Origin of the sequence: Mammaliicoccus fleurettii, assembly GCF_003970575.1 — a bacterium.
Taxonomy (GTDB): Bacteria; Bacillota; Bacilli; order Staphylococcales; family Staphylococcaceae; genus Mammaliicoccus; species Mammaliicoccus fleurettii.
In genome coordinates this window covers 20126-41661 of sequence record NZ_RXWZ01000009.1, presented here as the reverse complement: position 1 = coordinate 41661, position 21536 = coordinate 20126, and the positions used below count along the sequence as shown (strand labels likewise).

Annotated in this window: 17 protein-coding genes and 2 pseudogenes; 3 read left to right on the top strand and 16 right to left on the bottom strand. The window is 31.7% G+C overall.

Going from position 1 to position 21536, the window contains the following annotated elements; genetic code table 11:
• A partial coding sequence (locus tag CD129_RS13350) for a PTS sugar transporter subunit IIB domain-containing protein (protein ID WP_478335182.1) occupies positions 1-398 on the bottom strand: 398 nt, incomplete at its 3' end.
• Positions 399-494: 96 nt separating this feature from the next.
• A pseudogene (locus CD129_RS00450) lies at positions 495-1568 on the bottom strand (BglG family transcription antiterminator); the annotation flags it as partial.
• Between the two features lie 334 nt (positions 1569-1902).
• On the opposite strand from CD129_RS00450, the gene CD129_RS00445 reads away from it, so the two are divergent.
• Entirely contained in the window at positions 1903-2316 is a 414-nt protein-coding gene (locus CD129_RS00445; RefSeq protein WP_078357911.1) for a DUF2871 domain-containing protein, read from the top strand.
• A gap of 660 nt (positions 2317-2976) precedes the next feature.
• Here the strand turns inward: CD129_RS00445 and desA are convergent.
• From desA to CD129_RS00415, 6 genes are all read right to left on the bottom strand, one after another.
• Positions 2977-3954, bottom strand: a complete 978-nt coding sequence (gene desA, locus CD129_RS00440; protein WP_420897004.1) for a Delta(5) desaturase DesA — start codon at positions 3952-3954, stop codon at positions 2977-2979.
• Between the two features lie 349 nt (positions 3955-4303).
• Positions 4304-5380 (bottom strand): M42 family metallopeptidase, encoded by a 1077-nt coding sequence (locus tag CD129_RS00435; RefSeq protein WP_107509198.1) that lies wholly within the window; start codon positions 5378-5380, stop codon positions 4304-4306.
• 108 nt (positions 5381-5488) lie between these two features.
• Positions 5489-6076 (bottom strand): YdeI/OmpD-associated family protein, encoded by a 588-nt coding sequence (locus CD129_RS00430; protein WP_115337810.1) that lies wholly within the window; start codon positions 6074-6076, stop codon positions 5489-5491.
• 102 nt (positions 6077-6178) lie between these two features.
• A complete protein-coding gene (locus CD129_RS00425; RefSeq protein ID WP_115337811.1) occupies positions 6179-6916 on the bottom strand; it encodes a GTP pyrophosphokinase in 738 nt (245 codons plus the stop codon).
• A gap of 500 nt (positions 6917-7416) precedes the next feature.
• Positions 7417-8742, bottom strand: coding sequence for a 6-phospho-alpha-glucosidase (locus CD129_RS00420; RefSeq protein ID WP_107509195.1), 1326 nt, complete (start codon positions 8740-8742; stop codon positions 7417-7419).
• 24 nt (positions 8743-8766) lie between these two features.
• Positions 8767-10344 (bottom strand): alpha-glucoside-specific PTS transporter subunit IIBC, encoded by a 1578-nt coding sequence (locus tag CD129_RS00415; protein WP_115337812.1) that lies wholly within the window; start codon positions 10342-10344, stop codon positions 8767-8769.
• A 150-nt stretch (positions 10345-10494) separates the two neighbouring features.
• Between CD129_RS00415 and CD129_RS00410 the strand changes: the two genes are divergently transcribed.
• Positions 10495-11244, top strand: a complete 750-nt coding sequence (locus CD129_RS00410) for a MurR/RpiR family transcriptional regulator (RefSeq protein ID WP_107509193.1) — start codon at positions 10495-10497, stop codon at positions 11242-11244.
• A 41-nt stretch (positions 11245-11285) separates the two neighbouring features.
• Positions 11286-12239, top strand: a complete 954-nt coding sequence (locus CD129_RS00405) for a 2-hydroxyacid dehydrogenase family protein (RefSeq protein ID WP_115337813.1) — start codon at positions 11286-11288, stop codon at positions 12237-12239.
• Positions 12240-12438: 199 nt separating this feature from the next.
• Here the strand turns inward: CD129_RS00405 and nagE are convergent.
• The 8 genes and pseudogenes from nagE to CD129_RS00365 all read right to left on the bottom strand — a co-directional run bounded on the left by nagE (position 12439) and on the right by CD129_RS00365 (position 21528).
• A pseudogene (gene nagE / locus CD129_RS00400) lies at positions 12439-13925 on the bottom strand (N-acetylglucosamine-specific PTS transporter subunit IIBC).
• A 263-nt stretch (positions 13926-14188) separates the two neighbouring features.
• Entirely contained in the window at positions 14189-14545 is a 357-nt protein-coding gene (locus tag CD129_RS00395; RefSeq protein WP_078358522.1) for a zinc ribbon domain-containing protein YjdM, read from the bottom strand.
• Between the two features lie 90 nt (positions 14546-14635).
• Positions 14636-15223 (bottom strand): helix-hairpin-helix domain-containing protein, encoded by a 588-nt coding sequence (locus CD129_RS00390; protein WP_115337814.1) that lies wholly within the window; start codon positions 15221-15223, stop codon positions 14636-14638.
• A gap of 13 nt (positions 15224-15236) precedes the next feature.
• On the bottom strand, positions 15237-16838 hold the full coding sequence (locus tag CD129_RS00385) for an ABC transporter permease (protein ID WP_115337815.1): 1602 nt from the start codon (positions 16836-16838) through the stop codon (positions 15237-15239).
• Positions 16839-16840: 2 nt separating this feature from the next.
• On the bottom strand, positions 16841-17737 hold the full coding sequence (locus CD129_RS00380; protein ID WP_107509231.1) for an ABC transporter ATP-binding protein: 897 nt from the start codon (positions 17735-17737) through the stop codon (positions 16841-16843).
• Positions 17738-17908: 171 nt separating this feature from the next.
• The gene (locus CD129_RS00375; RefSeq protein WP_115337816.1) at positions 17909-19798 is read right to left on the bottom strand and encodes a BglG family transcription antiterminator; all 1890 of its coding nucleotides are present in this window, start codon (positions 19796-19798) and stop codon (positions 17909-17911) included.
• A 36-nt stretch (positions 19799-19834) separates the two neighbouring features.
• Complete coding sequence (locus CD129_RS00370; protein WP_078358356.1) at positions 19835-21217, bottom strand: glycoside hydrolase family 1 protein; 1383 nt, start codon at positions 21215-21217, stop codon at positions 19835-19837.
• Complete coding sequence (locus tag CD129_RS00365; RefSeq protein ID WP_078358355.1) at positions 21214-21528, bottom strand: PTS sugar transporter subunit IIA; 315 nt, start codon at positions 21526-21528, stop codon at positions 21214-21216. Before CD129_RS00365 ends, CD129_RS00370 begins: the two co-directional genes overlap by 4 nt.
• Positions 21529-21536 lie beyond the last annotated feature (8 nt).

The window sequence follows — 21536 nt, the reverse complement described above, 5'->3', positions numbered from 1 at the left end:
AGGTGGTCAACAATTTCATCACCATATTGTTTATTTACGTGGTCTGCATCTACTAAAGTTTGTACACTTTTTTTGATTGCTTCATTTCTGCTCGTAGCTTTAATATGTGTTTGAATATGATGTTCAGGTATGACATCTTCTAAGCTAGGTCCAACCATTTTGAAACTAGAAATATATCTTTCTCTATAATCATTAATCATGTGATTGATTTTATTTCTATCTTCTTTATTTAAAAATGGTGAAACTTCGATAGTCGGTACTGAAAAGCCATCAACCGGTACAGTTGAAAGGATATAGTCTACTCCATGTGATTTTAGAAAACTTTCCGAAATATCATAAATTGAAAAAGCATCTAAGATTTCTAATTCTGGATAAATATTCTTAATACGACTTTTCAACAATTGTGAAGTCCCAACACCAGAACCACATAACAAGATGACTTTAATTTGAGTTGTTTCTTCGCTAGATAATCGTTCTATTGAAGAAGCAAAATGCAGTGCTAAATATGCAATTTCATCTTCATTAAACGTAACTTGATATCCTTCTTCTAATATCCAAACTTATTTTTTAATCGCTTGTACTAAATCTTGATACTCTTTTAAGATTTCATTTTTCAATGGATTTGAATGTTCCATATTAAAAGTCATTCTATGGATGGCGGGTTGTAAATGTGTAACAAGACCCGTCAGCAATTTATGATCGTGAATAAGCGGAATACCTATTTGAGCACTGACTTTTTGAATGAACAAACTAGATAAATGAGATAAATTTTGTTGTGTTTCTTCTTGATGAAATTTATTTACCCTAGCACCTAATAAATGTAATGTAATAAATGCAGCTTCACTTTTAGGAAACTCAATATCAAATAATTTTTCTAACTCGGTGGTAATTTGAATTGCAATGTTAAACGCGTCCGTATTACTTAACCTCTCATACTCTTCATCAGGAATTTCAAAAACAAATTTCTTTTTCGCGCGATGAATTGCAATAATAATGTGATAAATCAATCCATCAATACCAACTTGAACTAATTGAAAATCTTGTTCACTTATTGTTGTAATGACAGCACGTCTTATTTTTTCAAGTTCATCTTTAGAAAAAATTTCAATTCCAATTTGAGCAGTAGATTTACGAAAATACTCATTCACCACGTTGGCATAAGCTTCTCTTAAATTCTTTTCATTACCTTCAATAACAAATCCTTTATTCTTTTTATATTCAAGAATAAGAGCATATTCTTCTAACCAAAGCTGTACAGACTTCAAATCATCTACAACCGTTCGGCGTGATACATTAAGAAGATCAGCTAAACTTTGAGAACTAATCGGACTTGAAGATTCAAATAAACTTAAGATAATCTGTTCTTTTCTTTCATTTTTAGAATAATGAATGTCCAATTCGACATTAGAATTTTCATTATAATTTTCTTTTTGTGATAATTTGACGCCCAAACTTTTATTTCTATCAACATCAACATTCAAATCATTTTTAAACGATTCAATAAACTCCAAATCATATTGAATCGTCCGTTCAGTAACTTGAAATAAAGATGCCAATTCAGAGATCATTACGAAGTCCTTCTCAGCTGATAAATATGACAATATATTTCTTTGACGTTTGCTAAGCAATCAAATAACCTCCTTGTTTATATTGTAAGCGTTTGCTTAAAGTTATAGATGTGTAATCTACTTCGTTTTATAATCCGAAACATTTCACATCAATGCAAATAATAAGAACTTTTAGAGTTGGGAGTGGACTTAATCTATGTCTCCAACATCAAAAAAGCTGAGACAAGTAATTTTGATCAGCATTTAAATATTTTATATAGTTGTTCATATTCAGTTCATATATTTGTATTAATATTTTATTTGTTAATAAAAACAATTAAAAGGAGAAACAATAATGAAAAGATTATTTTACAGTTCAGCAATTTACACGGCATTAGGATTATTAAGTGGACTATTCTATAGAGAAATGAGCAGAGCTAACGACTTCGAAGGTTACTCTCAATTAAATGTTACGCATACACATATGCTCGTATTAGGTACAATCATGTTTCTAGTATTCTTACTTATAGAGAAAAACTTTAGCCTAACAAGAAATCACAAACTATTTAACTGGTTCTTCATCACGTATCACGTAGGTCTACTATTAACAGTTGCTATGCAAATGACAAACGGAATTATGACAATAAAAGGTATAGAAGCTAGCCCAGCAATTGCAGGTATGTCAGGGTTAGGACATATATTCTTATCAGTTGCATTCATCTTATTCTATGTACTATTAAATAAAAGCTATGAATTTAAAAAGCATTAAGAATCAGGCTTCATAATTTAGATTGTGAATCGCACGATATCTTTGGAGTCTTCGTGCGTTATATACTTGCTTGATTTGAACTTGATAAGTTAAACGTAAAATCCTGGGACATATATCCGAGGATTTTCATTATGTTAGGGACATAATTCCGAGTAATGTCCGTAAGAGGTACTGTTAGGGACATAATTCTGAGTAATGTCCGTAAGAGGTGTCGTTAGGGACATAATTCCGAGTAATGTCCGTAAGAGGAGCTTCCTAAGGAGCACTATTCGGAATTCTGCCAGTTAGCGCTTTCTAAGGAGCACTATTCAGAATTCTGCCAGTTAGAGCTTTCTAAGGAGCATTATTCGGAATTCTGCCAGTTGGAACTTTCTAAGGAGCACTATTCAGAATTCTGCCAGTTAGAACTTTCTAAAGAGCATTATCCAGAATTCTGCCAGTTAGATCTTTCTAAAGAGCACTATCCAGAATTCTGCCAGTTAGAACAACCTAAGGAGCACTATCCAGAATATTACAAGTTAGCGCACGACCTATATACACCAAGCTCCCAATCAAGATCCACAACCAAGCCTATCCACAAACCACACATCGCCCACTTCCTCCACACTAAAAAGAGCCGAGACAATTAATTTGTCCCGGCCTCATATATTTATAGCTATGTTATGCATGTCCTCTATTAAATCTATGTGCATATTCTTTAAAAGTGATAAAGCATTTATTTTTTTCGTCATAAAGTTTATATTTTAAAGATTCGAAGCTATCTTTGATTGTAATTGTAGTTGCATGATGTAATGGTGGTGTCTTTTCATGTGCTTGTTCTAATTGATAGTTTGGTATTCTTGGGCTTAAGTGATGCACATGGTGGTAGCCGATATTACCAGTCATCCATTGTATAACTTTAGGCAATTTATAATAAGAGCTACCTTCTATAGCTGCTTTTACATAATCCCATTCAGATGACTCTTCAAAATAAGCATCTTCAAATGTATGTTGAATATAAAATAACCAAATTCCTAACATTCCAGCTATAAATAGCATTGGTAGGAATACTAGCATAAATGGAACGGCTCCAACTAAGAAGAACATACCAACATAGAATGTTAGTAATACGATATTATGAATCCAAGTATTACGTTTTTCTTTTGGTTTAGCATCTTTTGCGTTCATTCTATTAGAAATAAACAATAAGAATATAGGACCTAGTATAAACATTACAAACGGATGTCTATACATACGATATTTAAACTGAGTAAATTTCGAAGCATCATGATACTCTTCAATCGTCATAACCCAAATATCACCAATACCACGTTTTTCTAAATTACCACTACTCGTATGATGAATAATGTGTTCTCTACGCCATTTTTCATACGGGAAGAACGTCATAAGTCCAGTTATGTTACCTAATAAATCGTTATTCTTTTTCTTACTTAAAAATGATCCATGACAACAATCATGGAAGATAATGAATGATCTAATTAAAAATCCCGAAGCCAAAACGCCACAAATCAACGACAATGACCAATGTAATTGATAACTTAAGAATCCTACTACTACAAGTGCTATTAACGGAATTAATGTATTTATTATTTGTATTGTACTTTTCTTTAGATTGTTATTTTCAAATGGCTTTACCATTTTTCGTAGCAACTTCTTCTTCTCTTTTTCGATAATTCTCCACGTCCTTTTATTCAATAAATATAGAAAAAAGAAACACCTGAATGAATCAAATACTTCCATCTCTAATACTTATGATATAGCATAACAAGACACTTTACAATTAATATCTATTTCAAAAAAGTTGAATTCAATCAAGAAATATTGTTTTATTTTAATAATAATTTATTACTTGGTCATAATACTTGATGTAAAGCCTGTTATTAAAGGATTTATGCTATAACTTTTTTATTGGTCGCGATGATTATATAAAAAAGGCTCAAAAAAAGACCGAAACAAATTAATTGTCTCAGCCTCTCACTTTTTCTATTTACCACATAATATCTTTTACTGTATCGTCGTTTAATGCTTTTACGATTTCTGCTACTAATTTTACTGCGTTTAAGTAGTCTTCTTTATGAAGAATCGATACGTTTGAGTGCATATAACGTAATGGTACGCCTATTGAGATTGTTGGTGTACCTTCGTTTGCAACGTGAATACTCCCTGCGTCTGTTCCACCGCCTGTAATATTATCCCATTGTACGTCAATCCCTTTATCTTTTGCTACGTTTTTAATGAATTTTCTAAAGCCAACGTGACCAATATTCGTTCCATCCATTAATAATACAAGTGGACCTTCACCTAGTTTAGTTTCATGATCTTGACCTTTCATTCCAGGTGTATCATATGCAATTCCAACGTCTACTGCGATTGATAAGTCTGGTTTAATTTTATTTGCTGCTACTTTCGCACCACGTAAACCGACTTCTTCTTGTACTGTCGCACCTGAAACTAAATTTATACCAAGTTCATCGTTTTTAAGTTTATTTAATACATCAACACTTAACGCACAACCAAAGCGATTATCAAATGCTTTTGCTGTTAAATAGTTGCTATCACCTAGCTCTTCAAACTCTGAATATGGCGTAACCATGTTACCTATTTCTACACCTAATTTTTCTACCGCTTCTTTACTACCAACACCTAAGTCAATAAACATTCCTTTCATATCTACCGGACTTTTACGTTCTTCTGGCGTTAATACATGTGGTGGTTTAGAGCCTATAATACCTCTTAATTCTTTACCGTCATCTGTAGTAACTGTAACTTTTTGAGAAAGCATTACTTGGTTCCACCAGCCACCGATCGGCGTAAATTTAATATAACCATCTTCATCGATACGTGTAACCATAAATCCAATTTCATCTAAATGTCCTGCGATTAAAATTGTTTTAGAACCATTTTTAGCATTCTTCTTCCCGAAAATGCCCCCTAAATTATCTTCTACAATTTCATCACTTACAGGTTCTAAGTATTCTCTCATCTTAGCTTTAACATTGTACTCATATCCAGATATACCATTAATATCTGTGAGTGTTTTTAATAATTTTACTGAATCTGCCAATTTAAATCCCCCTTAAATGTAGTCAACACTTTTATAATATCACACTCTTTATAAAATGTATCTTAGAAAGGATTGATTTATTTGATTTTTCAGTATTTTTATACATTATCATTCATCATTTAGACCTTTTCCGTCGAGAATATGATCAATATATTTTTCAACTCGACTCATACGAGTCGCTTCCCGCTTCGCTTGACTAATATAATAAATATATTGGCGTTGTCGTCCAGGCGTTAAATTATAGAATGCTTCTTTTAAATTTTTATTTTGATTTAATTGTTCTTGAAGTTCTACTGGCATTTCATATTGTTCTGTCTTTTTTAATTCAACTTTAGCTCCTGATTTTTCAAGTTCAATAGCTTCAACAACATAATCTTTAATCATCTCTCTTTGTTCTTTAATTTCTTCAACGTTAGTAAACCTTAATTGTCTAGCTGCTTGTACATTTTTTGTTTGTTGTATTAATAATTTATGAGGATCTTTTAATAATGTTCCTTTATGAAATAAAAGTGCACAATACTCTTTAAAGCCATGAATGAGCACCACATTCTTACCTTTTAATGTGTAACAAGGATGCATCCATTTATAATCTTCTTCTAGCTCACACTCACGAATAATTTCTCTTAGAAGTTCAAACTCTGCTTTCCATTTCTTCTCTCGTTGCATAAAAGCTTCAACTTTAGGATGTCTATCCATGTTCCCCACTCCTTTAATCTATAATTGTTTATTTAAGATTATAATACATTATGAAAATAAAAAAGAGGCAAGACCATTACGATGACCTACCTCTCACTCTTATTATTTATCTATTTTTAATAAATGATCCGTTTCATCCTGATAAATTTCATCATTCATTTCTTGCATTTTTTGTTCTACATTCGTAATTTCAATTGAGCATTCTTTTAATTTCTCTTGGTATTGCTCAGTTAAAACGTGTGTATTCTTATATCTTAACTTATGTTCTAAACTCGCCCACATGTCCATACCTATCGTGCGAATTTGAATTTCAACAGGTATTACTTGCACACTTTCAGCTAAAAACACTGGAATAGATACAACTATATGCAAACTTTTATAACCATTTAATTTAGGATTCTCGATATAGTCTTTTCTTTTTAATAGTTTGACATCAGCTTGTCTCAGTAATAATTTTTCAATAGTATATACATCTTCAAGATAATTACAAACTACTCTCATCCCCGCTATATCTTGAATATTTTTCTTTGCCGAATCAGCATTTAAAGGGAACCCTTTACGTCCTAACTTTTTAATTAAACTCGGAAACTCTTTAACACGTTTTTCCATATGATGAATCGGATTATGCTTATAAGCAACTTGAAATTCATCATCTAAAATTTTTAATTTAGTACCAATTTCTTCTAAAGCAGCAGCGTAATTATGTTGTAATTCAATAAAATTAAAAAGTTCTTCTAAAGCTTGTTCAGATGATTGTGCATATTCAATTTCCCCTAGATTACTAGTGAATTCCTTCTTTAATTCCGCTAAATTGATAGTTGGCTTTCTCTCTATATACATAGATATTCTCCCTTATATTTTTAAATAAAAATATATAACTCTTGAATTAATTATATCACTTAGAAGATTTCTATTAAAGAAAGATGGTATGGGAAAAACGGCTGAGTTAATCTACAACTTACGCTATCTCTTCGATTAACTACCGAGTTAATCTACAACTTACACCATATCTTCGATTAACTGCCGAGTTAATCTACAACTTACGCCATCTCTTCGATTAACTAACGAATTAATCTACAACTTACGCCATCTCTTCGATTAACTGCCGAGTTAATCTACAACTTACGCTATCTCTTCGATTAACTAATGAATTAATCTACAACTTTACCCATCTCTTCGGTTAACTAACGAATTAATCTACAACTTTACCCATCTCTTCTATTAACTGCCGAGTTAATCTACAACTTAGACCATCTCTTCGATTAACTCCTATCTCACTCCTCATCTTTACTTTCAAAACAGAAAGCTGAGACAAATTAATTTGTCTCAGCTTTTTCAAATCATTTCAGTTCTGGCCAATAGCCTTTGTTTGCTTCTATTAGATCGTCTAATATATCTTTTGCTACGGATGCACTTGGTACTGTTCGAGATAATGTGAGTGCTTGCCATAATTTCTGATAAGATTGCTCTTCATAAGCTTCAACAGTCAATTTTTCTACGCCTACTTGTTGTTCCATTAAACTTTTTTGGAATCTTGGTATTTCTCCTACAGATAATGGTTCTGGCCCTTCACTACCAACTAAACATGGTATTTCAACCATTGCTGTTGGCTCAAAGTTTGATATTGCGCCTTTATTTTCAACAATCATTAACATTCTTTCTTTTGTGTTAAATGCAATTGCTCTGGCTAAGTCTACGATATAAGATGCATGTTCATCTATTGTTAGCTCTGTTCCTTCTGCAGTCCCTTTTTCAATAATACTTTTACATTCTCCAAATACAAACTTTTCTCTTCCTGCCATTACTTCATTCGCTCTTGTATAGTCTTTGTTTGAATGTTCTACTACATAATCTGGGAAGAAGTAATATTTCAAATATGTGTTCGGTAATGTATCTTTATCTAATGCTTGAACGTCACGTGCTTTTTTAAATGTATCGTTCCAACTTGCTTCTTGTTCCATTTCACTGCCCGTATCAGTTGAGTACCCAAACTTTTCTACGTGTTTAATGATACTAGGCATCAAGTCTTTACCTGATTTATCTCTAATATCTGTCCACCAACCGAAGTGATTAAGCCCATAATATTTAACGACCATTTCTTTTCTAGATTCTAAACCAATATTTGTAGCCATTAATTCTTCAATTCCTATTGGCATATCACAAATATTTAATATTTTTGAATTTGGTCTTAGTTTTCTAGTTGCTTCTGCTACTATAGCAGCTGGATTTGAATAATTGAGCATCCAAGCTTCTGGAGAATACTTTTCCATATAATCAACAATTTCAAGCACCCCTGTTATTGAGCGCATACCGTATGACAAGCCTCCTGGTCCACATGTTTCTTGACCAACAACACCATGTTTTAGTGGAATTTTTTCATCTTGTTCTCTCATTGCATATTTACCTACACGGATATGTGCCATCACAAAATCTACATTTTCAAATGCTGTTTTAGGATCTGTACTTGCTAATAATTTAACACCTGGTGCTCTTTCATTTAAAAGTATTTCGCAAGCGTCAGCTATAGTTTGTTGTCTTTCTCCATCATTATCATAAAGTTTAATTGTATCAATTGGAAAATCTTCTAAATGATCTAATAACATTAATATAATACCTGGTGTAAATGTACTTCCGCCGCCTGCTACTGTAATATTAAATTTCTTCATTATTCATGACCTCCAAATTTTTGTTTAAATCATTGTTTCAAATGAATCTCTTACTTGTGGCACACTTAACCCAACAATAACTTGTACGTTCGTACCACTTTTCGCAACACCATGTGCCATTTGGTTATGTGTGAAATAATCATTATCTTTTACTAGATCTGCATCATAAACAGTTACTCTTAATCTTGTCGCACAATTTGTTACATCTTTAATATTCTCTTTACCACCTAGACCTTCTAAGAAGTAAATGGCTCTTGTATCATATTCAGATGCATTGTTATCAAGATGCGTATCTGCACTACCTTTTTTAGATTTATAATCGTCTTTTGTATACAGTTTTGCGTCACCGTCATCAGCAACTCGTCCAGGTAAAGGAATATTGAATTTCTCTATAATAAATTTAAAAACAAAGAAGTAAATGACAACAAATATGATACCGATAATGAATTGTGCCACATAAGTACTGCCATGGTTAGAGAACAATGGAATCCAGTTAATTGCAGCAAGTTCTATTGCGCCACCACCTTGAATACCAACAACACCGAAGAGATACATAATGGTAACCATCGTTGCACCTAACAATGCATGAATTAAGAATAAGTATGGTGCTATAAATAAGAATGTAAATTCTAAAGGTTCGGTAATACCAGCGAAAATTGCAGTCAATCCAGCAGGTAATACAAGTGCTAAAACTTTTTTCTTATTTTCTTTAGGTGTTGAAGCAAACATTGCTAAAGCAATACCTAAACAACCGAACATTTTAATGTTACCTTGTAACAAGAATCCATATGGATATAATTCTTTAAGTGATTTTGTAGAATTAGAGAATTCTGTTAAATGTTCAATCCAGTAAGGTTTCAAGCCACCATTCACAACAGCTGGACCGTATTCAAACGGTGTGTAAATGAAGTGATGTAATCCTGTTGGTATAAGAATTCTTTCTAAGAAATGGAACAACCAAACTCCAACAAATCCTGAATGTAGCATTACGCCTTGTAATGATGCGATACCAGTTTGAACTGTCGGCCAAACTGTACAAACAATAAAAGCAATTGGGATCATAACAAAGAATCCAATTATAACGACGAATGGTAACCCTTGGAAAATACCAACCATTTCAGGAAGCTTTTTATCATAGAAACGATTATGTATCCAAATAACAATTGCTGATATGAAAATTGCACCGATAATACTTGTATCTAAAGTTTCAATTCCAGCTATTTCTTTAACACCTGTTAAATTTTCAACACCTTTTGATAAATCTACTCCAAAAGTTTTTGGCCAAAGTGTTAATATAGAATTTATAAAATTGTTAAATACAAGATAAATCATTAATGCAGCTAATGTTGCTCTACCTTGTGCTTTTTTAGCTAGTGAAATCGGCAATCCTATTACAAAAGCTAATTCCATATGATCAAATATCGTCCAACCACCAGCTTCAATTATGCTCCAAATTTTAAACCACATTGTGCCTTCATTTGCTATATCACCCATAATATTTGGATTTTTAAATAAAGTTGCAAATCCTACAACAATACCAAAAAATGCAAATAGCAATACCGGAACAATCATGGCACTACCAAATCGTTTAATTGCATTCATATATTAGCCCCTTTTCTGTATCAAGTTAACTCCACAATATAGGAAGCGTTTACATTTTCCAATAGGTTTGACGTAAATAGAAATCACATAGTAAACTTAGATTATATTTTCATAATACAAAAATATTTTCACTTCAAATGGAGGATTATAATGATTTTGGATAAACTGATTAATGAGCATTACCAACGACTTAACGATAATGATATACATATCATACAAATGATTAACCAAAATATTCACTTGATTCATCGCTTAAAAATTCAAGAAATAGCTGATCTATCACATACTTCAATATCTTCTATCCACCGTTTAGCTCGCAAATTAGGATTTGATGGCTATAGTGATTTCAAAGCTTACATTAAACTAAACAAACAAGTTTCTAAACCATCTAGCGATATCATAGAAAGTCTCGAGCAAGATTTACAACAATCAATAAAGCACTTAAAAATGATTGATTATGATTATATAAGTGAACAAATTGATAAATCACCATACATCTATATATATGGAACAGGTGTCGCACAATTAAATGTCGCGAGAGATGCACAACGTCATTTTCTTTCTATTAATAAAAGAGTAATGGTCATAAATGATGAAAGTGAACTTAAAATTTCAATGAATCAAATGAAAGAAGACGATTTAATATTTATCATTTCTTTATCTGGTGAAACACCACATCTTAAAGAGAATATTGAAATTATGCATACACGTAATATCAGCTACATTTCTCTTACAACTTTAAAAGACAACTACTTAGCACAAAATGCACGCTACAATATATATGTAAACAGCTCACCAATAGAACTCTACAATCAAGTTTCATATTCAAGCTTTTTACCCTATCATATAGCTTTTGAAATCATCGTACGCAAATTCAGTGAATGGAAAATGTTACACTAGGGTATAGCTAATATATATTAAGATTTGTAGGAGGTAGCAACATGAAAAAAGTATTCATAACAGGAGAAATACCAACTGAAGGCTTAAATTTATTAAAAGAACATTTTGAAGTAGATGTATTTAAAGGGGACAAATTAATCACAAAAGAAACATTACTTCAAAGTGTACAAGATGTAGATGCAATTATAAGCCCACTATCTACTAATATAGATAAAGAAGTAATCGATCAAGCATCTAACTTAAAAATCATAGCAAACTATGGCGCTGGATTTAATAATATAGACGTTAAATATGCTAGAGAAAAAGGCATCGATGTTACAAATACACCAAAAGCATCAACAAACGCAACAGCAGATTTAACAATAGGTATAATGCTCGCTGCTTCTAGAAGAATTGCTGAAGGAGACAAACTATGTAGAACTACAGGTTTCAATGGTTGGGCACCTTTATTCTTTAGAGGTAGGGAAGTCTCCGGTAAGACTGTCGGTATAGTAGGACTAGGTGAAATTGGTTCTGCAGTAGCCAGACGTGCCAAGGGATTTGACATGAATATACTTTATACAGGTCCAAACAAAAAACCAGACAAAGAAGCATCATTAGGTGCCACTTATGTCAGTCTAGATGAAATGTTAGAACAAGCAGATTTCATCATAATTAATGCAGCATACTCAGAACAATTACATCATTTATTCAATAAAGATGCTTTTGAAAAAATGAAAGAAATAGCTTATATTATCAATGCATCACGCGGACCAATTGTAGATGAAAAAGCATTAGTAGAAGCACTAAAAGAAAAAGAAATCGAAGGCGCTGCATTGGACGTATTTGAGTTCGAACCAAAAATAACAGATGAACTTAAAACAATGGATAATGTAGTACTTACACCACATATCGGAAACGCTACATTTGAAGCAAGAGATGAAATGGCACGAATCGTAGCAAACAATACAATTAAAAAACTACAAGGAGAACAACCAGACTTTGTAGTGAATTAATGTTGAGATAAGAAGATTTTTTTTAAAAAAATGAGATAAGAAAATCGCACGATATCGTCTCAGTCTTCGTGCGTTTCGGCATCCTTAGAGTCCTATTAAATTCCAATATTTTTACTTATCTCTATCTTCCTCTCTTCCAGTAAAAAAATCACAAAAAAACTGCCGGCAAAGTTCCCTACTTTGTCGGCAGTTTCATAATTTATTGATTATTTTGTTGCAGTTGCAATAATTCATCTGCTGTAAATTGTACATCTGTTCCAATTATAATTTGGATGTTTTTATCGCTTATAACTTTATTTCCTAGTGCACCTGATTTTTTGACTTTTTCTAAATCTACTTTACTTGTGTCTTTTAAAGTCAATCGTAATCTTGTCGTACAATGATCTATTACTTCGATATTGTCGTTTCCACCTATAGCTTCGTAAATAAGTTGTGTTTTATTAGAAACTTTTGCTCTACTATTGTTTGCAGTTTGATCATCGCCTTCTTCTACAAGACTTGGGTCTTGTTTAGCCGCTTCTTCCATCAAACCGTCTCGTCCAGGTGTTTTCAAGTTAAATGTACGTATAGCAAAATCAAATACTAAGAAGTATACGACACCCATTATTAGTCCAAGTAACAATAACATGAGTGGTTTATTAGCTATTGGAATACTTAAGCTTAATAAGTAGTCAATCAATCCCGCACTAAATGTAAACCCTGCTGTCCATTGGAATGTTGCTGCAATGAACATAGACACACCAGTAAGTACGGCATGAATACCGAATAACAATGGTGCTGCTACTAAGAATGAAAATTCTAATGGTTCAGTGATACCAGTAACGAATGAAGCAATTGCTGCTGTTATCATTAAAGAACCAACTACTTTTCTGTTACGTTTTTCAGCATTTTTCCAAATTGCTAATGCTGCTGCTGGTAAACCGAACATCATAATTGGGAATAAACCAGCTTGATATCGACCAGTTACACCTTGCTCGCCATTACTTGACCAGAAATTAGCGATATCATTAATACCTGCAATATCAAACCAGAACACTTGGTTTAATGCATGATGTAAACCAAATGGTAATAATAAACGGTTAAAGAATCCGTATAAGCCAGCACCAAATGGTCCAAGATGAGCTATCATCTCACCGAATGCAACTAAACCATTATAAACTGGTGGCCATATAAACATAAGTGCTATTGAAATAACCAACATTGCTGCTGCTGATAAGATTGGTACTAAACGTTTACCACTAAAGAATGCAAACGCTGTTGGTAATTTTGTATCTTTAAATCTGTTGTAAATTGCTGCAGTTACTAAACCACAAATTATCCCGATAAACACATTGCTAATACCTGTAAATGCTAAATCTACTTTATCCTCCGCAACATGTAATACTTTCGCCATAGACTCTGGCTTTAAAACTTCTGTAACAACTAAAAATGATACAAGACCACTAAGTGCAGCTGCACCATTTTTATCTTTAGACATCCCAAACGCTAACCCGACAGCGAATAGTATGGGTAAATTGTTAATAACAGCTAATCCACCATTTGCTAAAAGTTAGCAACACTGTTTCCTTCTCCGTTAATTGCTCCCGAATCAATAAAAGATGCTATACCTAACAATAATCCTGCAACCGGTAAAATTGAAATAGGTAGCATAAGAGACTGTGCAAATTTTTGCATATAAGCCTTCATGTATTTTCCCCCTAAAATTATTTGAAAACGATTTCTATATACCATATTTACCATAAAAATCATTATATGTACATAACAAATTAATTTTCGAAATTCTTAAAAAAGTCTATTAATTATTATATTCTTTAAATATTCAACTAGTGATATTAATTTATAAATAAAGAATATTAGAAAGTATAAACTGATTTAACAACATTCTTATACACAAAAAGACTAAGGATGAGACAAATTAATTGTCTATCTTCAGTCTTTATTAAATAAATCTACTTACTTACTTTTTTAACTACAGATGATTTCAGCCCTATTTGACCGAATCCTGGTATTTTACAATCGATATCGTGTCCATCTTCTGGATCCACTAATCTGATACCTTTTACTTTAGTTCCTTGTTTGATTGAATTTGAAGATCCTTTAACTTTTAAGTCTTTGACTACTGTAACAGTATCTCCATCTTTTAATTCGACGCCATTTACATCTTTAATGATTGCTTTGTCAGCGTCTCCTGATTCTTCTCCATTAGCTGTCCATTCATAGTTACACATTGGACAAATGTATGATACACCATCTTCATAAGTGTATTCTGAATCACATTTAGGGCAATTTGGTAATGTAGCTTCCATTTCTCAACCTCCGAGAGTTTATAATAACCTCTATAATTTACCATAATTTCACTCATATAGGTATTTAATCTATAAATATTTTTAATTAAATTAAGGCTTCATAATGATATATGAAGTAATTTTTTTAATCTTAGAATCTTTTTTATGATTTTCAAATTCATATATTTCAGCAAAGTGTATTGTTTCACCTGTTTGATTTATTATCGTCCCATGAGTAGAAGCTTCTTTGCCATGTGTGAGCATTGATGCTATTTCTAAACTTGATACTTTTTGTAAGTGCTCATTTATTTCTTCTATAAATGCTGCTTTACCATTTAATTCAAATTCTCCCGGGACTATCCATATAAAGTCATCAGCTAACCATTCGTTAAGGTAATGTTCATCTCCAACTACAGATGCAATTACAATATCCTGGACAATTCGTCGTTTAGGCGCATTATCACATTTCAAATCACCGAGAACTGTAAATTCCAAGTCGCTTAAATCAGCGTCTAACTTACTAAATGACATGCCTTGTTCATTCAAAGCTTCTTTTAAAATATTTATAGCTTTAGGACCAACACCGTGTAATTTCGATAAATTATGATCGTCTAGTTTAGAAACTTGTTCCAAAGTTGTTACATTAATCTTATCTAAAGCATTCGTCGCCGGTTTACCTATTTTCGGTAAATGTGTCATCTTGGTACCCCCTTTATGAAATGTCTTTACGATTAAATCCAATCAACCCTACAATAATCAAAACGACTGATATAACGATTAATATACTTATACCCGAAAAATCCATTTCTTCTACAGGAATTTCAGGAATTTCAGGAATATGTTGAAACGGTGTTATATTTTTTAGCCACTCTTTAATATTTAATAACTGCCCTAGATATACAACAAAAAATGTATAAGTTAAATATAAATACACAGCAAAATGCCATTTATTCACCCATCCTAAAAGCAGTACACCTAATGACACAAAGGATATTATCGCTGGCACATGAACGATTCCTGCCTTTATTATTGTCCAAAATTCAAAAGGATCCTTTAAAACGAAAGCTTGTGCTACATACATGCCTAATGCTGCTAAAAATATCATTAAAAATGAATTAACCAATGATACTAGCAGATAACTGCTTAATAACTTCATTCTAGAAACTTTTTTGGATAAAATATTTTCAATTCTATGTGTTTGTATTTCGTTTTTAATTTTGTAGAGACTTTGCAAAGCTGGAATTGTTGATACTATTGCCATAATAACCATTAGTGTTGGTAAAAAGGATTCTACATAATCATCACTATTACTCGAAAGCATTTGCTGTAACATTTCATTGCTCTTAATAAAATCATCTAATTCTCCAAAAATCGACCCATAAGATGCTCCAAATATAAACATACCTATTGCCCAGGAAATTATTCCTACTTTGTACAATTTTAATTGCATTCCTAATGGTGATAGCCATATTTTGTGTGCATGTTTATTACCAGGCTTAGATGGCAATAATCCAGATTCTATATCTCTTCTAAAATAAAGTGTCATTGCTATTACTAAAAATAATATTGCAGTGATTATCATAACAACAACTGGCCACCAATTATTATCAGAATATGCAAACGTTCTTGTTAACCATCCAAGTGGAGAAATCATAGATATACTATCATTTATGACGTCACCTACCGCGCGTACTAAATAACTTAACAACAACACTGTTACGCTTAATCCAGTAACACTGCTGCTTGTTTCTGTTAACTGAGCAAATATAGCTGTAATCATACCGAATAAGATACCTATAGACCCAAGTGAAACACCATATAATATAGAACCTTGCCAAGTTATACTATCTATATTTAGTAAAGGTAATGTTATAGACAATATCACAGCAATCGCTAAGTTAACTATTATCATAATGACTATCGAACTGATTAAAGGCGAAACTCTTCCTATTGGTAAAGCTCTTATCATTTCAATACGGCCATCAGATTCATCACCTCGTGTATTTTTAGAGACGAGCAATATGCTCATGATTGCAACAAGTATACTTGTAAAGAGCATCATTTCATGCGTGAACAATGCACCAACTGAAACTTGGTCAAATTGACCTGGACCCAACATAGCCTCCATTGCAGGGTTTTTAGACGTTTCAACAATTGGTTGCATATCAGCTTTATTTGGATACATTTCATAAAATGTCGGTGGGATTATAAGTGTTAATGCAACTATCCCTATTATCCAAAAAATCATTTTCCATTTATTCGTTCTTAAGTAAAATAACGTTAGTTTACCGACTCCGTTAAAGAGATTATGCATCGCTATTCACCTCTTTCAATATCAACGCCGTAATGAGTCATAAATAAATCTTCTAAAGTAGGTGGCATGCTCTCAAGTTTCAACAGTTCAAATTGACTTAAATATTTAATGACATTTGATACATGTTCAGAATCTACTTGAAAGTGATACGTATTTTCTTCATTAAAAATATCATGGATACCTGTCTGTTGGTCCAAATTCATCAATGCTTCATTAGTTTGGACAACAAAACGCATTCTTGTTAAATGTCTTAAATCATCTAACGTACCCATTTCAACAATTTCTCCCTTTCTAATAATGCCAACTCTATCGCACAGTTTTTCAACTTCACTTAAAATATGACTAGATAATAGTACACTTTTTCCTTCCTTTTTCTTATCTAATACACAATCTTGAAATACTTTTTCCATTAAAGGATCTAGACCAGAAGTTGGTTCGTCTAATATTAGAAGCTTTGCATCTGTTGTAAAAGCTGCAATGAGCGCTACCTTTTGCCGATTCCCTTTAGAATAAGAACCACATTTTTTAGTAGGATCTAAATCGAATTTTTCAATTAATTCATCCCTTTTTTCTACATTATTTGTACCACTTAACTTTAAAAATAAGTCTATAACTTCCCCACCAGTTAAGTTTGGCCATAAATTGACATCACCAGGAACGTAAGCGATATTTTTATGAATGTGAACTGCATCTTTCCAAGCATCTTTTCCAAAAATCTCAATAGAGCCACTCGTTGGTTTAAGCATCCCTAAAATTGCTTTGATAGTTGTAGATTTACCAGATCCATTAGGTCCAATAAAGCCAAAGATTTCCCCTTCTTCAACTATGAAATCAACGCCATTTAACGCTTTGAACTTTCCAAAATACTTCGTAACGTAATCCACCTTTAATAATGTCATTTCCATTCACTATCCTTTATAGGAGATTTTTAGTGTTATATAAATTATCGGTCATATTTACTTCTTATATCCATAATATACCCTTCTCTGAATGATTATTTCAAAGCGAACAAAAAAATGAGCAAACTTATATGACAGAATCTGTCATACAAGTTTACTCTTAATTGTTTATTATTGACTAAGCTGAGGCGAAAAGACTTTATAAAATTCTGCATTAGAGCTTGATCCTATTAAATTTAAAACTTTATTATAATCATTAATAATGTCTGTTAAGTTTTGATACATTTTTTCAAGATTTATTGTTGTATTTTTTTTCAAACCAAGACAAAATATAATTTGTACTTCTTTATCATCCCATGCGATTGGCTTATCCATAGTTATCATATAAATAAATGTTTGCTTTGCTAATGGCATTACCGGATGAGGAATAGCTACTAAATTTCCATATGCAGTCGATGCATGATGTTCTCTTTCTTTTACACTATCTATAAATCCACTGTAAATTAAATCATTTTTCTCCAATTGAACATTTAAATATTTTAATAAATCTTCTTTATTGTCCAATTTTGTTTTTAATTCAATAATTTCAATTAATTCATCTAAATGGTGAGTATCTTTTAAATCAATAAACTTTTGAATTTTATCTAAATCTTGTTGTGACATAATTGGATTTACATATAGTATTGGTAAATCTACATTATCATTTATTGGTACTGTTGAAATAATTAAATCCGCTTGTTCAAGACCCGTATTGTGAATGTTATATAACTCAACAATTTCAGAAATTTGAATTTGATTGCTAAAATTCTGCATTAATTTATATTTTATCAATTGCGAACTCGTTAATCCTGAATTACAAGCAAGTATGACATTCAACTTCCCTTTATCTGTCTCTATTCGATTTAAAGCCATTTCAAAGTGAAGTGCTAAATAACCTATTTCACTTTCTGATATTTGAACTTTTAAATCTTTTTCAATCATTTTACTAGCCACTAATCCTAAATCAAATGCAAAGGGATAGTTTTGCTTAATTTCATTTAACATCGGGTTTCTAATGTTCATTTTATATTTATATCTATTAATCGAAGTACATAAATGCAAATATAAATTTTTCTTCAAATTATTGTCTGAAGTTAAATCCAAATAAAAGATACGTTTTATATGATCTAACATATGTTTAATCATAGTTTCAATCATTTTATTTCTAGGTATGTTTCTCACTTCGTTCATAATACCTGTCGTCACAAAGTGAATATATAAATAATCCATTTCCTTTTTAGGTAAAATTAACTCAAAACGGTACTCTATAAAATGTATCATTTCTTCGAAGAATGATTTTAATTTGTTCGGTAATTGTTGTTCTTCAATTTGAAATTGTTGTTCTATCATGAGTTCATTTCTTATTCTAACAATTGCTATGTTAATATGTGTTACTAAATTATCTAGCTTTACTTCCGGAATTTCTATTTTGTATTTACTCAATAGTTTAATTAGATATGATTTTACACTTTTAATATCATCTTCTGTAAAACCTATATTTACATGTTGATTATTTAATAAAAATTGAGCAATAGCGTATCTTATCTGAAATTCTTTGCCAATTATTTTCATACCATAGTTCGGACGACTTACGATTTCAATTTCATATTGAGATAGTATCTTTCTCATTTCATTCAAATCATTTTTTAAAGTTCCTACACTCACAAACATACTTTCACTTAATGATTCTAACTTAGTGTAATGGTCATCTAACAATAATTTTTTCATAATATAACGAATTCTACTATCTTGATTGTTAAAATTTAAATTTTCATCTTTTAAAAATCTTTCATTTAAGAAATAATTAAATAAGCCTTCATCTATTATATGGAGTTGATAACCTTTTGATTTTTTAATTAGTATAGAGAAACCAAAATCATTACTCGCTTCATTAATAAATTTTATATGTGAGCGTATCGTTTTTGAAGATAATCCTAATAATTTGGCAATTGCATCACTATTCATATATTCATGTTGGTGTTGATATAATATTTTAACAATGTTGAGGTGTCTGGTTTCCATCACGCTCTCTCCTAATATCTTTCTTTTTATTTCATATTAGTCATTTAAACTGTTGCTTGAAGAAACTTCTTTAAACCATTTACCACTTTGCTTGATTGTTCTTTTCATCGTATGAATATCTACAGAAATAAAACCATATCTATTTTTATAAGCGTTCATCCATGACCAGTTATCCATAAATGTCCACATATGATACCCCGTACAATTCGCACCTTCTTTTATAGCTTTATTCAACCATATTAAATGTGATTTTACAAAGTCAATTCGGTAAGTATCATTAATTTGACCATCTTCTATAAATCTCGCTTCATTTTCCACACCCATACCATTTTCAGAAATAAAACTTTCTATATTGTTGTAGTTATCTTTCAAATTGATCATAATGTCATAAATACCTTTAGGGTAAATCTCCCATCCACGATATGGATTCATTTTTCTACCTGGCATTTCATAATTATCAAAGTAATACTCAGGGAAAAATGGTGCGTTAGGATTGGGGACTGTATCTCTCGCTTTAACACGTCTTGGTTGATAATAGTTCACGCCTAGTAAATCAACCGTATATTGTTTAATTGTTTTGAGATTATCTTCCGTATAAGTAGGTACCAGTTCATGATTTTTCAATATATCTACTAAAGCTTTTGGATATTCGCCTTTCGTTACAGGATCTAAGAAACTTCTATTGAAGAATAAATCTGCAATTTCAGCTGCTTTAACATCCTCTTCATTTTCACTTCGTGGATATGATGGCGTTAAATTTAATATAATACCAATTTTTCCGTCATAACCAGTTTCTTTGTACGATTGAATTACTTTGGCATTCGCAAGTACAGTGTTAAATGCAACCTGAAATCCTCTCTTTGCATCTACAATATTTGGATAATGGAAATCATATAAATAACCACCTTCTACAGGCACAATTGGTTCATTAAATGTAAACCAATATTTAACACGGTCACCAAATAACTCGAAACATTTTGTAGCATAATCCACATAATAATCAACTACTTCTAATGACTCAAAACCACCTTGTTGTTGCTTTTTATATGGCATATCAAAATGATATAAATTCACAAAAGGTTCTATATGATTTTCTTTTAATTCATTTATAACATGATTATAAAATTGAACAGCTTCTTGATTAACTTCATTCGTATCTTGATCCATTAACCGCGTCCAAGAGATAGATAATCGGAAAGAATTATGACCAGTTTCCTTCATTAATTTTATATCTTCATTAAATTGGTGATAAAAATCTGATGTATGATTCGGCCCTACACCTTCAAAAAAACGATTGGGTTCTTCTTCAAACCATTTGTCCCATATAGTTTTATCCTTGATTGAATCAGTACCTTCAGTTTGCGTTGCACTAGCAGCGCTTCCCCACCAGAAATCTTCTGGAAATACATATTTAGTCATGATTTCATCTCCTTATATAAGTCTACCATTTCATTTGCTAAATCTTTGACTGTAATTGCATTCATTAAATGGTCTTGTGAATGAATAAGTAATAAATTCAATTCACTTTCTTTACCTTGTGCTTCATTTTGTAATAATTCAGTTTGATATTTATGTGCTTTATTTATTTCTTGTTCTGCTTCTTTTATTAATGCTTCTGCTTCTTCAAAATTTCTTTCTTTTGCACATTGAATTGCTTCCATAGCACTTGACCGTCCATTACCACCGTATAATATGATTTGAAATGCTTTCTCATTAATTGAGGTCGCCATCGTAAATT

Coding starts and splice junctions, on each gene's coding strand:
- CD129_RS00445 (WP_078357911.1), top strand. CDS start 1,903: ATGAAAAGATTATTTTACAGTTCAGCAATTTACACGGCATTAGGATTA.
- desA (WP_420897004.1), bottom strand. CDS start 3,954: ATGGTAAAGCCATTTGAAAATAACAATCTAAAGAAAAGTACAATACAA.
- CD129_RS00430 (WP_115337810.1), bottom strand. CDS start 6,076: ATGGATAGACATCCTAAAGTTGAAGCTTTTATGCAACGAGAGAAGAAA.
- CD129_RS00425 (WP_115337811.1), bottom strand. CDS start 6,916: ATGTATATAGAGAGAAAGCCAACTATCAATTTAGCGGAATTAAAGAAG.
- CD129_RS00420 (WP_107509195.1), bottom strand. CDS start 8,742: ATGAAGAAATTTAATATTACAGTAGCAGGCGGCGGAAGTACATTTACA.
- CD129_RS00415 (WP_115337812.1), bottom strand. CDS start 10,344: ATGAATGCAATTAAACGATTTGGTAGTGCCATGATTGTTCCGGTATTG.
- CD129_RS00410 (WP_107509193.1), top strand. CDS start 10,495: ATGATTTTGGATAAACTGATTAATGAGCATTACCAACGACTTAACGAT.
- CD129_RS00405 (WP_115337813.1), top strand. CDS start 11,286: ATGAAAAAAGTATTCATAACAGGAGAAATACCAACTGAAGGCTTAAAT.
- CD129_RS00395 (WP_078358522.1), bottom strand. CDS start 14,545: ATGGAAGCTACATTACCAAATTGCCCTAAATGTGATTCAGAATACACT.
- CD129_RS00390 (WP_115337814.1), bottom strand. CDS start 15,223: ATGACACATTTACCGAAAATAGGTAAACCGGCGACGAATGCTTTAGAT.
- CD129_RS00385 (WP_115337815.1), bottom strand. CDS start 16,838: ATGCATAATCTCTTTAACGGAGTCGGTAAACTAACGTTATTTTACTTA.
- CD129_RS00380 (WP_107509231.1), bottom strand. CDS start 17,737: ATGACATTATTAAAGGTGGATTACGTTACGAAGTATTTTGGAAAGTTC.
- CD129_RS00375 (WP_115337816.1), bottom strand. CDS start 19,798: ATGGAAACCAGACACCTCAACATTGTTAAAATATTATATCAACACCAA.
- CD129_RS00370 (WP_078358356.1), bottom strand. CDS start 21,217: ATGACTAAATATGTATTTCCAGAAGATTTCTGGTGGGGAAGCGCTGCT.
- CD129_RS00365 (WP_078358355.1), bottom strand. CDS start 21,528: ATGGCGACCTCAATTAATGAGAAAGCATTTCAAATCATATTATACGGT.